Annotated in this window: 12 protein-coding genes; 10 read left to right on the top strand and 2 right to left on the bottom strand. The window is 58.6% G+C overall.

Going from position 1 to position 15,044, the window contains the following annotated elements; all coding sequences use genetic code 11:
* Complete coding sequence (nagC, locus tag G5171_RS17545; RefSeq protein WP_216954163.1) at nt 1-1,215, top strand: DNA-binding transcriptional regulator NagC; 1,215 nt, start codon at nt 1-3, stop codon at nt 1,213-1,215.
* A gap of 71 nt (nt 1,216-1,286) precedes the next feature.
* Here nagC and G5171_RS17540 read toward each other — a convergent pair whose 3' ends face one another.
* Nucleotides 1,287-2,903: a phosphoethanolamine transferase gene (locus G5171_RS17540; RefSeq protein ID WP_421260504.1), complete on the bottom strand. Its 1,617-nt coding sequence runs from the start codon at nt 2,901-2,903 to the stop codon at nt 1,287-1,289.
* A gap of 220 nt (nt 2,904-3,123) precedes the next feature.
* Between G5171_RS17540 and G5171_RS17535 the strand changes: the two genes are divergently transcribed.
* From G5171_RS17535 to G5171_RS17495, 9 genes are all read left to right on the top strand, one after another.
* Nucleotides 3,124-4,359 carry an HD-GYP domain-containing protein gene (locus G5171_RS17535; RefSeq protein ID WP_421251103.1) on the top strand — a complete coding sequence of 412 codons (1,236 nt, stop codon included), beginning with the start codon at nt 3,124-3,126 and terminating at the stop codon, nt 4,357-4,359.
* Nucleotides 4,360-4,712: 353 nt separating this feature from the next.
* The gene (locus G5171_RS17530; RefSeq protein ID WP_421260503.1) at nt 4,713-6,383 is read left to right on the top strand and encodes a LytS/YhcK type 5TM receptor domain-containing protein; all 1,671 of its coding nucleotides are present in this window, start codon (nt 4,713-4,715) and stop codon (nt 6,381-6,383) included.
* Nucleotides 6,380-7,084 (top strand): two-component system response regulator BtsR, encoded by a 705-nt coding sequence (gene btsR, locus G5171_RS17525; RefSeq protein ID WP_005344408.1) that lies wholly within the window; start codon nt 6,380-6,382, stop codon nt 7,082-7,084. The genes G5171_RS17530 and btsR overlap by 4 nt, the downstream gene beginning before the upstream one ends.
* Before the next feature lie 140 nt (nt 7,085-7,224).
* Nucleotides 7,225-8,646: a carbon starvation protein A gene (locus tag G5171_RS17520; RefSeq protein ID WP_421260502.1), complete on the top strand. Its 1,422-nt coding sequence runs from the start codon at nt 7,225-7,227 to the stop codon at nt 8,644-8,646.
* A 212-nt stretch (nt 8,647-8,858) separates the two neighbouring features.
* Nucleotides 8,859-9,197 carry a DUF3302 domain-containing protein gene (locus G5171_RS17515; RefSeq protein ID WP_421260501.1) on the top strand — a complete coding sequence of 113 codons (339 nt, stop codon included), beginning with the start codon at nt 8,859-8,861 and terminating at the stop codon, nt 9,195-9,197.
* A 3-nt stretch (nt 9,198-9,200) separates the two neighbouring features.
* Nucleotides 9,201-10,238 carry an HlyD family secretion protein gene (locus G5171_RS17510; RefSeq protein WP_216979112.1) on the top strand — a complete coding sequence of 346 codons (1,038 nt, stop codon included), beginning with the start codon at nt 9,201-9,203 and terminating at the stop codon, nt 10,236-10,238.
* Nucleotides 10,239-10,341: 103 nt separating this feature from the next.
* On the top strand, nt 10,342-12,102 hold the full coding sequence (locus tag G5171_RS17505) for a DEAD/DEAH box helicase (protein ID WP_216979113.1): 1,761 nt from the start codon (nt 10,342-10,344) through the stop codon (nt 12,100-12,102).
* A 132-nt stretch (nt 12,103-12,234) separates the two neighbouring features.
* Entirely contained in the window at nt 12,235-13,671 is a 1,437-nt protein-coding gene (gene dacB / locus G5171_RS17500; protein ID WP_216979114.1) for a D-alanyl-D-alanine carboxypeptidase/D-alanyl-D-alanine endopeptidase, read from the top strand.
* 94 nt (nt 13,672-13,765) lie between these two features.
* A complete protein-coding gene (locus G5171_RS17495; RefSeq protein WP_421211806.1) occupies nt 13,766-14,062 on the top strand; it encodes a GrxA family glutaredoxin in 297 nt (98 codons plus the stop codon).
* Between the two features lie 126 nt (nt 14,063-14,188).
* Here the strand turns inward: G5171_RS17495 and G5171_RS17490 are convergent, their stop codons facing one another.
* Nucleotides 14,189-15,034: an endonuclease/exonuclease/phosphatase family protein gene (locus G5171_RS17490; RefSeq protein WP_216979116.1), complete on the bottom strand. Its 846-nt coding sequence runs from the start codon at nt 15,032-15,034 to the stop codon at nt 14,189-14,191.
* Nucleotides 15,035-15,044: the final 10 nt, after the last annotated feature.

The following is a 15,044-nucleotide window of genomic DNA, read 5'->3' as shown; positions in this document are numbered from 1 at the left end:
ATGACTGGCGGACAAATAGCAAACGTAGATCTTATCAAGCAGGTCAACAGTGCAGCCGTGTATCGGCTCATCGACTTGCAAGGCCCCATCTCCCGGGTCAAGATTGCCGAGTTGAGTCAGCTGGCCCCGGCCAGCGTGACCAAAATAACCCGGCAACTGATCGAGCATGGCCTGATTAAGGAGACCTCTCCGCAAGCCTCAACCGGCGGGCGGCGTGCCATCTCCCTGACCACCATCAAACATCGCTTTCAGTTTGTCTCTGCCAAGCTGGGCCGCGGCTACCTGCAACTGAGTCTCTATGACCTCGATGGCAAGGAGCTCGACCAGCACGTCATTCAGGTGACCGAGATCGATCAGCAACCCGTGGTCGACATGCTACTGCGGGAGATTGGCGCCTTCATCGATGCCAACAGCGAACGCTGTCGCAACCTCATCAGCATCGCGCTGACCATGCCGGGTCTGGTCAACCCGGAATCCGGTATGGTCATCTACACCCCCAAGTACCAGATCCGCAATCTGGGGCTGGCGAAGCTGCTTGAGAACCACTTCAACCTTCCCTGCTACGTGGGTAACGACACCCGTTCCCTCGCGCTGGCCGAACACTTCTTCGGTGAGTCCCGCGACTGCATGGACTCCATTCTGGTGAGTGTTCACCAGGGGACGGGCTCGGGGATCATCACCAAGGGTCAGGTGTTCCTCGGTCAGAACCGCAACGTCGGCGAGATCGGCCATATCCAGGTCGAACCGCTCGGCAAGCGCTGCCACTGCGGCAACTTCGGCTGTCTCGAGACCATCGCCTCCAACGAGGCCATTGTCGACAAGGTGAAGGAGCTTATCAGCCGCGGTCACCAGAGCGTGCTGCAAGAGAAGCACATCACCATTCAGGAGGTGTGCAAGGCGGCGCTGGCGGGCGATGAACTGGCCCGCAGCGTCATCGAGAACGTGGGTGAGCATCTGGGACGGGCGGTGGCGATTACGGTCAACCTGTTCAACCCGCAGAAGGTGCTGATCGCCGGAGAAATCACCGCCGCCGAAGAGCTCCTCTTCCCGGCCATTCGTCGCTGTGTCGAGCATCAATCCCTGCCGAGCTTCCACCGTGGCCTGCCCATCGTGAAGGCCCGCTTCCAGAACCAGCCGACCTATGGCGGCTTTGCGCTGGTCAAGCGCGCCCTGCTGGAGGGAGATCTGCTGCAGATCATCATGGAGCAGAAGTAAGACACTGATCTTGCGAGATAACAAAACGGCAGCCAGTGGCTGCCGTTTTCTATTGTGTGCTTGCTAGCGGTTTAGCCCGCCCGACATGGCTTGAACAGATCCAGCTTGTTGTCGTAAACACTCGTCTGCACATCCATGATCCCCAGCATGGAGTGAAAGAGGTTGTCATGGGAGAAGCGCTGACTGCTCGCCTCCGCCGCCAGGCAACCCATATCAAGCTGGCGATCGGCCTGTAACTGGGGCGAGAACCAGGTCAGCAGCGGCACCCGGGTCTGATCATCCGGCGCAAACTTGTAGGGCGTGCCGTGCAGATAGAGCCCCATAGCCCCAAGGGATTCGCCGTGATCGGAGAGATAGACCAGTCCCACATCGTACTGGCTCTCCAGCGACTTGAGCTTGTCTATCAGCAGTCCCACCACCTTGTCGGTGTAGCGGATGGTGTTGTCATAGGTGTTGACCAGCTCTTCGTTGCTGCAGTTTTCAATGTCGCTACGCGGGCAGTCCGGCATAAAGACGCGCTCGCTGGCAGGGTAACGACGAAAATAGGTCGGGCCATGGCTGCCCATCAGGTGAAAAGCCACCAGCTTGTTGCCCTTCATCTCGGCAATCTGCTGATCCAGCCCCTCCAGCAGCACCTCGTCATAGCAAGACTCCCCCTGGCAGAGCGCAGGATAGGATTTGGGAAGGATCTCGATGGTCGGCACATTACGGCACACCCCTTTGCAACCGCCATCGTTCTCTTTCCACAGCACAGATACACCGGCATGTTGCAGCACATCGAGCAGGCCATCACGGGAGTTGGCAAGCTGTTCATCGTAACCACGCCGCGTGAGGTTGGAGAACATGCAAGGTACCGAGACCGCGGTCGCCGTGCCACAGGAACGCACATCCTTAAAAGACACCACCCCCTGCTCTTTGGCCGTGAAGCTGTTGGTCGCCTTGCCATAACCGTTAAGGGAGTAGTTCTGGCTGCGCGCCGTCTCCCCGACCACCAGGAACATCAGGGTCGGCTTGCTTCCCCGTGCTACCACCCTGGCATCGGTCCCTAGGTGCTGGTAAGGGATAGGCGTGGCAAACAGCACATCCCGTCCATATTTGTAGAGGCCGTGCACATAGTTGGCGGGCACAATCTCTTTGGCCAGCGACTTGTTGTTGCGACCGACCGAGGCGTAATCCTGATAGTAAAGAGCCGCGATCCCCCCGATAAAAAGCAGAGAGAGGACCAGGGCGCCGGTGCGCAACGCCAACCCATGATACCAGCGAGCCGGATAGCGGATCCGCAGTGACCAGAGCATCAGAGTGGGCAGTAGCCCGGTCAGCAAGAACCAGAGCGCAACCGAGCCATTCAAATAGGCACCCGCCTCACCACTGTTAGTCTCTACTATGTTTTGCATCATACCGGCGTCAAAGATGACGCCATATTTGAGCATGGCGTAACTGACGATGGAGCCACTCAGGATCAATACGGTAAAAAAGGGTTTGAGCACAAACCGGAACGTGAAGGGAATAAACACGGCATTGAGTGCCGCAATCAGCACCAGCGGGATCGAGATGGCGAATCCGGCTTTGACGTGATTCAGCTCACTGAGCACCGAATAGAAGTGCAAAAGGATAGGCCAGTTAAGAACCAGCGCGAAAAAGAGCACAAGCAGCAGATTGGTCTGCAGCACACCGAGCGTTACACGCATACATCACTCCTAAATACCGGCCTGCAGAGCCGGTCAAGCAAACGAAAACAACGGAGCCAGCGTAGGAAGTAAAACTTAAGAGCGAATTAAGAGAGTTCTGATGCTCGTGCGCTTTATCACAGCGCGGATGGTTCCCGGTCTCCTTCATGGATTTTTAGTTGTCTATCCATCGGATTTTGCTAGCTTGTTGAGTAGGCATTCCAGAAATGCAGGTTAACCGATGGCACTGATCCAAGCCTCAATCGAACAGTTGCGGGTAGGCCACTATATCCATCTCCCCACCGGATGGACCAATCACCCGTTCATGTTCAATGCCTTCAAAATCAAAGATCAGCAGCAGCTGGACATCATCCGCCACCTAGATCTGAACCTGATGATGGTGGATCCGGACAAGAGCGATCTGCCTATCGAGCCGCTACTGCGTGGCGATATTCCTGATGCCGGACCCGATCTCGATGAGCTGGAATCCCTGATTGATGCAGGTCCACCCCCTTTTGACGAAAAAGCCTTTCGTCGCTCCATGCGCGCCGCCGACAAAGCCTTTGGCCAGTCCATGAGTGAGCTGCGCGATGCACTCGGGGCGCTCAACCTCAAACCGGACGAGGGGTTAGCCAACACCGCCCAGATCGTCCGCAACGCCGCCTTCACCCTCAGTCAGCACGAAGGTCCGCTCGGTCTCCACCTTATTCGTAGCCCCCACACCGATGTTCTGCTACAGCACAGCCTCAACGTAGCTTTCATTGCCATGCTGATGGCGCGCGAACTGGGGATGAACCCCATCGAATTGGAGGAGACCGGACTTGCAGGACTTATCCACGACATCGGCGAGCTGAAAATTCCGAGCCAGATCACCCAAAAGCGCGGGGAACTCAACAAGGCCGAGCAGAACTTTCTCAAGATGCATCCCCAGTACGGGCTGGAAATGCTGACCCAGCTCAACGCCTTTGAACCGAAAATCCGTCAGGTCGCCCATCTGCACCACGAGCGACTCGATGGCAGCGGTTATCCACTCGGGATCAAGGGGGGAGAGATCCCGCCATTAGCCCGGCTGATCGGACTGGTCGACTTCTACGATGAGCTGCTTCATCCGCGCAACAGCGGCACGCCGGCAGCGCCGAGTCAGGCCATCAGCCAGCTCTACAAGTTATCCCAGAAGAAGTTCGACCAGAATCTGGTCAAGTTACTGGTGAAGGTGCTGGGAGTATACCCGCCTGGCTCCCTGGTGAAACTCTCAGACGAGAGTATTGCGCTGGTGCTCTCTACCGAGCCCACCATGCCTCTCAAGCCGAAGATCCTGCCCTTTATCAAAGCCCAGCGCCCGGAAGCCGTCGCCATGATCGATCTGCGGGAAGATGAACGCACCATCACTGCTTTTATCAAACAGGAAGAGCTGGATGAGGGACAACGGCAGTTCTTTAACCTGACCCGCCGCTTCTGCTACTACTTTGCATTCTGAGTTATCCCCAGAAGCTGGGGATAACTCATTGGACAAACCGGAATAATTGCTCAAACCCCCATCAGAAGGTTGCCAACTGACCATGTATAAAAAACGCCCAGCCAAGGGGCCGGGCGGAGCATGCCACCTCCGTGTGGCGTATCCAGTGGATACATTCATGCTCCATCCATCAATATCAACCCGCTGCCGCTTACACAAATATCAATTTAACATGCTGATTTGATATGGTTTTATCCACTTGTTCTGGCAAACTGGCGGCCCGTTGCGCCCAGTTGGGCCAACAGAACAAGATCCTGATCACACTTATTCACGGGCTGACTATTTTTTCAGCTGGCTTATGAGGAGCGTTTTTTATGCAGTTGGTCCTCTCCTTGCTGCAACAGATGAGCGTCAGCCTGGTGATCGCCTATCTCTTCTCGAAAAGCCCGCTGCTGCGCCCGCTTGCCAACTATTCCGTGAGACTACCTCACAAGATACTGATATACATCATCTTTTCCAGCTTTTGTATCCTCGGCACCTATGTGGGCCTCGATATCGACGATGCCATCGCCAACACCCGGGCGGTCGGCGCCGTCTTGGGGGGATTATTGGGGGGACCGCTGGTGGGCTTTCTGGTGGGGCTGACCGGCGGCCTGCACCGCTATACGCTGGGGGGATTTACCGATCTCGCCTGCGCCATCTCCACCACCTGCGAGGGGTTGCTCGGGGGCATAGTGCACTGGCGACTGATGCGCTCGGGGCGAACAGATGCTCTGTTTGAACCACGCATCGCCTTCTTTACCACTCTCTATGCCGAGATCATGCAGATGGTCATCATCCTGCTGGTGGCGACCCCGTTCGACAAATCCCTGCTGCTGGTGCGCACCATCGCCACCCCGATGATTCTGGCCAACTCCTGCGGCGCGGCGCTCTTTATCAGCATGATCCGCGACCAGCAGCGGATGTATGAGAAGTTCTCCCGGGTCTTCTCCGCCAAGGCGCTCAATATCGCCAACCGCACAGTGGGGATCATGAGTCAGGGCTTTACCCCGGAGGCGAGCAACAAGATTGCCCGCATCATTCAGGAGGAGACCGGCGTGGGGGCGGTCGCCATCACGGACACCGAGCAGATCCTCGCCTTTATCGGCACCGGCGAAGATCACCACCTACCGGGCACCCCCATTGCGTCAGCCATCACCATGCAGGCCATCGCCCAGAACAAGGTGCTGTTTGCCGATGGCAACAGTCAACCCTATCGCTGCAGCCTCTCCTCCGCATGCCAACTGGGTTCGGTGCTGGTGATCCCGCTGCAGGGGGACAAGGGAGTGATCGGCACCATCAAGCTCTACGAGCCGAAGAAGCGGCTGTTTCTCAAGATCAACCACACCCTAGGGGAAGGGATTGCCAACCTGCTGTCACAGCAGTTGCTGGCCGGTCGGCTGGAGCAACATCAGCGGCTGCTGGTACAGTCCGAGTTGAAACTTATCCAGGCCCAGATCAACCCCCACTTTCTGTTCAACACCCTCAACACCATCAGTGCCATCACCCGGCGCGATCCGGACAAGGCGCGGGATCTGCTGCTGCATCTTTCACTGTTCTTTCGCAAGAACCTCAAGCGCCAGAGCGGCCTTGCGACCCTGCAGGAGGAGCAGGAGCACTGCCAATCCTATCTGGAGATCGAGCTGGCCCGCTTTGGCGATCGGCTGACGGTGATAAACGAGATCCCGCCCCATCTGGCTACACTGCGACTACCCAGCTTCACCCTGCAACCGTTGATCGAGAATGCCATCAAGCACGGCATCTCGACCCTACTGGAGCAGGGGCGCATTCGCCTCTGGACCGATGAGCATCCCACCAGCGTCACCATCCACGTGGAAGATAATGCAGGCACCTGGCAAGCGCACCCCGCTGGCGACGGTCTGGGCATGACCATTGTCGATCGGCGACTGAAAAGCGCCTTTGGCGAGCGCTATGGCGTGACTATTGCCTGCGAGCCTGAGCAGTGGACCCGGGTGTCGTTCACCATCCCCAAGGAGCTACCATGATCCGCACCCTGATTGTCGATGACGAACACTACGCCCGCGAAGAGCTGAGGCAGCAGCTGGCTTGCGATCCTGCCATCGAGATCGTGGGGGAAGCGGCCAACGCCATCGAGGCGCTGCCGCTTATTCAGCGCCTCAAACCCGACGTGGTATTCCTCGATATACAGATGCCCAAGCTGAGCGGTATGGAGCTGGTGGCCATGCTCGATCCCCTGCCCCGCATCGTCTTTGTCACCGCCTTTGACGAATATGCCATTCAGGCCTTTGAGGAGAACGCCTTCGACTACCTGCTAAAGCCGGTGGAACCCGCACGCCTCGCCAAAACGCTGGCACGCCTCAAGCAGGATATCTCCCCGCAGCCCATCGAGCGGCTGGCCCCCACCATCGCACATATTCCGGGCTATCTGCACAACCGGGTCAGACTGCTGCCCATCGCGCAGGTGGAGTATGCCTTCTCCGATCTGGGCGGGGTCCATGTGGCCTGTCAGGGCGAGCTGTTCCACACCCAGCTCACCCTCAAATCACTGGAGGAAAAGAGCCCGCTGCTGCGCTGCCACCGCCAATATCTGGTCTCTCCCAACGCCATCTTCGAGATCCGGTTGCTGGATAACCAGTTGGCAGAGATTGTCACCCCGAGCGGCGCACGGGTGCCGGTCAGTCGTCGCTATCTCAAGGAGCTGAAAGATCAGCTGGGGCTGGACTGAGCCGCGGAGTGTGCGCCTGATCACAGCCGCCGACCGCTCGGCGCGCCAAAGCGCCGCTCGGGGAGTTTCACCTGCCAGTCAGGCGCAACCGTTTTAGACTCGCTCTGCACACTAAAAAATAACAATGCAGGAGCGTAGCAATGATCTGGTTCTTCCTCTGTGTCGGCTTACTTGTGGCCGGCTACTTCATATACGGCAAATTCATCGAACGGATATTCAGCCCGAAACCCGAGCTGAAAACCCCCGCCATCACCATGGCTGACGGGGTGGACTATGTCCCGATGTCGGACAAGAAAGTCTATCTGGTTCAACTGCTCAACATCGCTGGCGTCGGCCCCATCTTCGGCCCCATCCTGGGTGCCCTCTACGGCCCGGTCGCCATGCTCTGGATCGTCTTCGGTTGCATCTTCGCCGGTGCGGTACATGACTACTTCTCCGGCATGCTGTCGGTACGCGCCAAGGGGGCCTCGGTGCCAACCGTGGTCGGTGAACATCTGGGCACCGCCGCCAAGCACTTCATGAACCTGTTTGCCGTGGTGCTGCTGATGCTGGTGGGCGTGGTATTCGTGCTGAGCCCGGCCGGCTTGCTCGCCAACCTCACCTCCACCGATCTGGTCTACTGGATTGTGGCGATTTTTGCTTACTACATCCTCGCGACAATCGTCCCCATCGACAAAATCATCGGTCGCTTCTACCCCATCTTTGGTGCCCTGCTGGTCTTCATGTCCGTCGGCCTCATCGTTGGCTTGATCGTCTCCGGCAAAGGCTTCTACAACACCGGGATGGACTTCTCCAACCTGCACCCGACCGAGCTGCCACTGTGGCCGCTGCTCTTCATCACCATCGCCTGTGGCGCGGTATCGGGCTTCCACGCTACCCAGTCACCGCTGATGGCGCGCTGCATGCAAAACGAGAAGTCCGGCCGTTTCATCTTCTACGGCGCAATGATAGGTGAAGGGATCATCGCCCTTATCTGGTGCACCCTGGGTCTCTCCTTCTACGACAGCACCGAAGCGCTCAACGCTACCATGGCCAACGGCGGTCCGGCAGCCGTGGTACACGAAGTCTCCACCAGCCTGCTCGGTACAGTCGGCGGCATTCTGGCCATCCTCGGCGTGGTGATCCTGCCCATCACCTCCGGTGACACCGCGTTTCGCAGTGCTCGCCTGATCGTGGCGGACTTCCTGAAAATGACCCAGAAGCCGCTGGCCAAGCGTCTGCTGATCGCCATCCCCATGTTTATCCTTGGCTTCATCATCTCCAAGGCTGAATTCGGGGTGATCTGGCGCTACTTCGGCTGGGCCAACCAGACCACCGCCGTCATCATGCTGTGGGCTGCGGCTGCCTACCTCATCAAAGAGGGCAAGCTGCACTGGATCTGCACTATTCCCGCCATGTTCATGACCGCCGTGGTGTTCACCTATCTGGCCAACGCCCCCATCGGGTTCGGGCTGGAGATGGGGACCTCCACCATCATCGGCCTGACTGCCACAGCGGCCATTACCGTGGCCTTCCTGATGAAGTTCCGCCAACCACTGGTTAGCAATCCCAGTGAAGGGTGATGTCTGACTTGAGGTGGTAAAAAAGGGGGCCAAAAGGCCCCTTTTTAATTGACAAAAGAACCAATAAAACAACTCGTTATTCCCTTAAGCTCCTATACAGCACAAGCCCTTAAGATTCCGTGCGACCTGACGATAAATATGTGATTTTAAATTGCTTTCCCGAATATATGAATCAATGATAAAGCTGTGCTTAAAGCCAGTGGAGGTTATACATGTTCCTTGATTACTTTGCCCTTGGCCTGCTCGTCTTTGTCGCGCTGGTCATCTTCTACGGAATCATCGTGATCCACGATATTCCTTACGAAATCGCCAAACATCGCAATCATCCCCATCAGGATGCCATCCATGTTGCCGGCTGGGTCAGCCTGTTTACGCTGCACGTGTTGTGGCCTTTCCTCTGGATCTGGGCCACCCTCTACCGCCCCGATCGCGGTTGGGGCTTTAGCCAGCGGCTGCAAAAAGATGAAGAGGAGCTGGCGGCCCTCAAGCAGGAGTTGGCGGATCTGAAGAGCCGTATCAGCACTATCGAACAGAGTGAGCAACAGGGATAAACCATGGACCTGCTACTGATCCTGACCTACACGGCGCTGTGTGTCGCCATATTCAAAATTTTCCGCATCCCGCTCAACAAGTGGACCGTCCCCACCGCAGCACTGGGCGGCGTGCTGCTCATCGGCACCCTCATCATGCTGATGAACTACAACCACCCCTACTCCGAGATGGCGCGCAACTACTACCTCTCTACCCCTATCGTACCGCTGGTCAAGGGCCGGGTGGTCGAGGTGCCGGTGCAAGCCAACCAGCCGGTGAAGAAGGGCGATGTGCTGTTTCGCCTCGATGACGAGCCTTTCAGACTGAAAGTGGAGAGCCTGAGCGCTCGCCTCGATGCCAACAAGGATCAACTCAAGTCCATTGACGCCAGACTACGCTCAGCCAAACTGGACAGAGATCGCGCCAGTGACCTGATGCGCCGCGGCGTCGGCAAGCAGCGTGACCTCGACGTGACCCAGGCGAGCGTAGACGAGATCGCCGCCCAGATGGATCAGCAACGCGCCACGCTGGAAGATTTGCAGGCCCAGCTCGATGAAGCCAAATACCAGCTGGCCCAGACCGTGGTCTATGCCCCGAGCGATGGCCATGTGGTGCAGCTTGCCCTGCGTCCAGGCATGATCGCCACCCCGTTTATGTACCGTCCGGTGATGACCTTCATCCACAAAGATGAGACTGCCTATGTTGGCTGGTTCTGGCAGAACAGCATGCAGCGTCTGGCGGTGGGTGATGAGGCCGAAGTGGTGATCGACGGTATTCCCGGCAAGATCTTCAAGGGCAAGGTGACCGCCGTGATCCCGGCCATTGCCGCCGGTAACGTGCAGGCCAACGCTATGCTGCTTGACCAGAATAGCGCCATTCGTCCAGGTCGTATGCCGGTACTGATCTCCATTACCGACCCCGAATGGGCAAAGTATCAGGTAATCGCGGGTGCCAGCGGACAAGCCGCTGTCTATACCGAGTATTTCCACCATGTTTCTGTAATGCGCAAAGTGCTGCTGCGCATGGCAAGCTGGATGAATTACCTCTTCCCCTTCCACTAAGCACGCAATGTATTCAACGGGCCGGCATCATGTCGGCCCGCTGTTTTTTGGCGGCAAGATCCCTATAATGGCGCCATCCTGCCAAGCCCCGCGCCAAACCTGCATGTTCGTTCTCAGACCCTATCAGACCGACGCCGTCAACGCCGTTATCAGCCACTTTCGCAAACACCCGGATCCCGCCGTGGTGGTGCTGCCCACCGGGGCCGGCAAGAGTCTGGTGATCGCCGAACTGGCCCGCAAGGCGCGCGGACGGGTGCTGGTACTGGCCCACGTCAAGGAGCTGGTGGAGCAGAACCACGCCAAGTACGAGGCGTGGGGGCTCAAGGCCGACATTTTTGCCGCCGGTCTCGCCCGCAAGGAGGCAAGCGCCCAGGTGGTGTTCGGCTCGGTGCAGTCGGTCGCCCGCAATCTGGCGGCCTTCGACAGCGCCTTCTCTCTGCTCATCATCGACGAGTGCCACCGGGTCTCGCTCGATGACGACAGCCAGTACCATCAGGTGATCGACCACCTCAAGGCCGCCAATCCGGCCCTCAAGATCCTCGGCCTCACCGCTACCCCCTATCGGCTGGGGCTGGGCTGGATCTACCGGCGCCACTATCACGGCATGGTCAAGAGCCACGGCGAACGGCTGTTTGGCGACTGCGTGTTCGAGCTGCCGCTGCGCTTTATGGTCAAAAACGGCTACCTGACGCCGCCACGCATGGTGGATGCCCCCATCGTCCACTACGACTTCAGCAAGCTGGTGCCGCGGGAGAATGGCCTCTTCAGCGAGGCGGATCTCAACGGCGAGCTCAAGCGTCAGGAGCGGGTTACCCCCCATATCCTGAGCCAGGTGCTGGAGTATGCCTCCGACCGGCAGGGGGTGATGATCTTCGCCGCCACCGTCGAACACGCCCGGGAAATTCACGGCCTGCTTGGCGCCAGAGGCCAGCAGGCGGCCCTTATCACCGGTGAGACGCCGGGGCCGGAGCGCGATGCCCTCATCAACGCCTTCAAGGCACGCGAGCTCAAGTTTCTGGTCAACGTGGCGGTGCTCACCACAGGCTTCGATGCCCCTCATGTCGATCTTATCGTGATGCTCAGGCCCACCGAGTCGGTCTCCCTCTACCAGCAGATCGTCGGGCGGGGCCTGCGTCTCTCGCCGGGCAAGAGCGATTGTCTGGTGCTCGACTATGCGGGCAACAACTTCAACCTGTTCGCCCCCGAAGTGGGGGAGCCTCGCCCCCACGCCGGTACCGAACCGGTACAGGTGCCCTGCCCCGCCTGCGGCTTTGCCAACACCTTCTGGGGCAAGACCGACGAGGATGGCAAGGTGATCGAGCACTACGGCCGCCGCTGTCAGGGGCTGTTTGAAGATGACGAGGGCAACCGCGAAGAGTGTGACTACCGCTTTCGCGCCAAGATCTGCCCCGGCTGTGGCGCGGAGAACGACATCGCCGCCCGCCGCTGCCAGAGCTGCAATCAGCTGCTGGTTGACCCTGACGACAAGCTTAAAGAAGCGCTCAATCTCAAGGATTGCATGGTGATCCGCTGCGCGGGTCTCACCTTCACCGCAGGGCGCGGCAAACAGGGGGAGCGGCTGGAGGTGACCTATCACGATGAGGATGGATTGACCCTCAGCGAATACTTCGGATTTCACTCCCCGGGCGCACGGCGCTTGTTTCAACAGCACTTTGTGCGTCATCATTGGCCCGCCCCGGGTCTGGAACCCGAATTTGCCACCCTGGCGAGCGTGCTGGCGGCACAAAGCCAGTTCCGTCATCCCGATTTCGTCATCGCCCGCAAATCGGGGCGCTTTTGGCAGATAAAAGAGAAGATTTTTGATTATGAGGGTCGCTATCGCACCGCCAACTCGCTGGCGTGATGGCCAGTGGCGACCGGCATAAATCGTATGAATAGCTTTGCCACGGCCGATCCGGCATCGGCGGGTGAAACAAGGTTGAATTATCAGGGCCGGCACCACTGCCGGGCCCCCTTCGTCATGTTAGAGGATGTTATGCAGCGGCTGTTGATTGGTTTTTGTGCTCTCTTTTCCCTGGCGGCCCAGGCCGCCCCGCTCACCCCGCCCCAGGGGGGCCAGTACGCCATCATAGTGCAGGGCAACAACGGCGTTGAATTTGCCCGTCATGCGGATCAGATGATCGCCCCCGCTTCCACCATGAAGGTGCTCACAGCGCTGGCGGCCCGCCTCGAGCTGGGTGCCGATTTCCGCTTCGCTACCGACATTCAGGCCCAGCCCGGCGCCAAACAGGGCGACACCATCAACGGTGATATCTGGATCAACTTCGTCGGCGACCCCACCCTCTCCCGCATGGATCTGCTCGCCCTGTTCAAACAACTCGGCGTCACCAGCATCAAGGGCAATGTCTACGTCAACACCGGCGCCTACAACGGCTACGAGCGCGGCAACGGCTGGTCGTGGGGGGATCAGACCCTCTGCTTCGCCGCGCCCGTCTCCTCGGTCATCATCGACAAGAACTGCGCCTACGGCACCATCACTGCCACCCAGATTGGCAAACCGGCGGTCGGCAATGTGGCCACCGGCGTCCCCATCGGCATCGGTGCCGACAACGTGGAAGTGATGAGCTATGGCGACATGGCGCGCCAGTTCTGCGCACTGGAAGTGGACATGGCCAAGGGCAACTTCTACGAACTCAAAGGCTGCATCACCCCGAATAAAGAGCCGCAGGGTCTGCGTTTCGCTATTCACGACGTGGAAGCCTGGGGCTGGGACAACATCCGCTGGGCGATGAACCGTGCCGGCATCAAGCATGATGGCCTGCTGCGGGTCACCCACAAGGCCCCTGAAGGGGCAGAGACCCTCGGCACCCACTACTCGGTCTCCCTGCCGGTGATGCTGGCCAAGATGCTGAAGAAATCGGACAACCTCTATGCCGATACCTTCCTCAAAACCGTGGGCCGTCACTACTACAACAAGCCGGGCAGCTATCGCAGCGGCACCATGGCAGTGCGCGCTATCCTGACCAAACATGGTATCGATCTGGGTAATGCGACCCTGGCCGACGGCTCCGGCCTCTCCGCTCACAATCTCATCAGTGCCCGCCAGATGCTGTCAGTGCTGGACTACATCCAGAAAAACGATGCCGAGCTTGGCCTGATCAAGCTGCTGCCAAGCTCTCAGGTGGATGGCACCCTGGCGTGGCGTCGCAGTGTCACCGCCCCCATGATGAAGAACAAGGTCCACGCCAAGACAGGTACCATCACCGGCACCTCCAATCTGGTGGGCTTTATCGACACGGCAGGCGGCCAGCGCAAGGCGTTTGTGATGTTCCAGCGTGGCCTGTCCCAAGATCCGGCCACCCATGAGCGCTACCGTGCCAGCAAGGCGCCGTGGCCCTGGACAGTATTCGAGAAGGGGGTGCTGGAGAGCATCTATCAACAGCAACCGATCCAGATCGCCGATGAGAGCTGATCCAATAGGCCCACTCGAATCACGGTATCGATAATTTCGGCTTCAAGTCGCCACGAGGCAGGGCTATGCTGTTGCCTGCCTCACATCAACGGCCATACAAAAACGGCTTAAAAAACGGAGAGAAAATATGTTTGCAGTGATTTTTGGTCGCCCGGGTTGCCCCTATTGTGTCCGTGCCGTACAGATCGCCGAGCTGCTGACCGAACAGCGCGATGACTTCAAATTCCGCTACGTGGATATCCATGCCGAAGGCATCACCAAAGAAGATCTGGCCAAGAGCGCCGGCAAGCCGGTCAATACCGTGCCGCAGATCTTCCTGGACGAGCAGCACATCGGTGGCTGCACCGATTTCGAAGCCTACGCCAAAGCGAATCTGGGTCTCTACCAGTAATGCCAGCGGGTCATCCCGAGCGGGTTGACCGCCAGTGCGTATAAAAAATCCGGCGCTATCAGGCGCCGGATTTTTTTATGGGCAACACGCACACATCATTCCCGATCAGGGAGTCACAGACTGGGGTCAGGGAGTCACAGACTGGGCGGCAAAGCGCGCAATGATGGGGTTGTGATCCGAACTGTCGGTCGCCGGTGAACTCACCTCAACCAGGTCCAGATTGCGGTAGTAGAGGTGATCCAGCGGGCGGCCGAAGGCGGTGCGGCGCAAGTCAGGCACCGGCACGGCCTCTTGCAGGCCCAGCTCGTCCACCAATTTGCTTAACCAGAACTGACGTTTGTCGCTCCAGGTGTTGAAATCACCGGCCAGAATAACCGGCCCCTGATGGCGGCGCACCAAGGCAGTCAAATCGTTGAGCTGCTCGCGGAATGTGGCCATCCCCAGCTCGAAATTGACCGCATGGATATTGATGACCATCACGCCGTCAGGATCGCCCTGCAGCGGATAGAGGCTCACCAGCCCGGATTTGGGGATGCGCAGCAAAGGCTCGGGAGAGCGCACGCCACAGACGAACGCCTGCGGAGTCTTGGCCACCGTCATCACCCCGAACGACACGCCGCCCTGGGTGAAGGCTTGCAGCTGTTGCCAATGGAAATCACCGGCGCGCAGCCAGTCGAGCATATCGGGACGAGTGGCCGACTCTTGCAGCAGCACCAGATCCTGCCCCTTGGCGTAACTGTCCATCCCTTCGCGCCAGTTCTTGCGCTGGCCCTTGTAGAGATTCCACACCGTCACCCCGAATTCACGGGGCAGCGCCGTGGTCGCCAACGCTACCAGCGGCGGACGCTGGCAGTCGAGTCCCGGCACAATCCCTTGAGCTGTGACCAGATGGTTCTGATCCGGCACCTCAAAACAGCCTACCAACCCCAAGGTCAGCAGGGAGGTGCCAAGAATGCGATAACTATTTTTCATTGGCTAACAA

The sequence above is a fragment of the Aeromonas sp. 600774 genome (assembly GCF_049175075.1).
Taxonomy (GTDB): Bacteria; Pseudomonadota; Gammaproteobacteria; order Enterobacterales; family Aeromonadaceae; genus Aeromonas; species Aeromonas veronii_A.
Note: the sequence above shows the minus strand (reverse complement) of the source record. Positions and strands in the feature narration are given on the sequence as shown.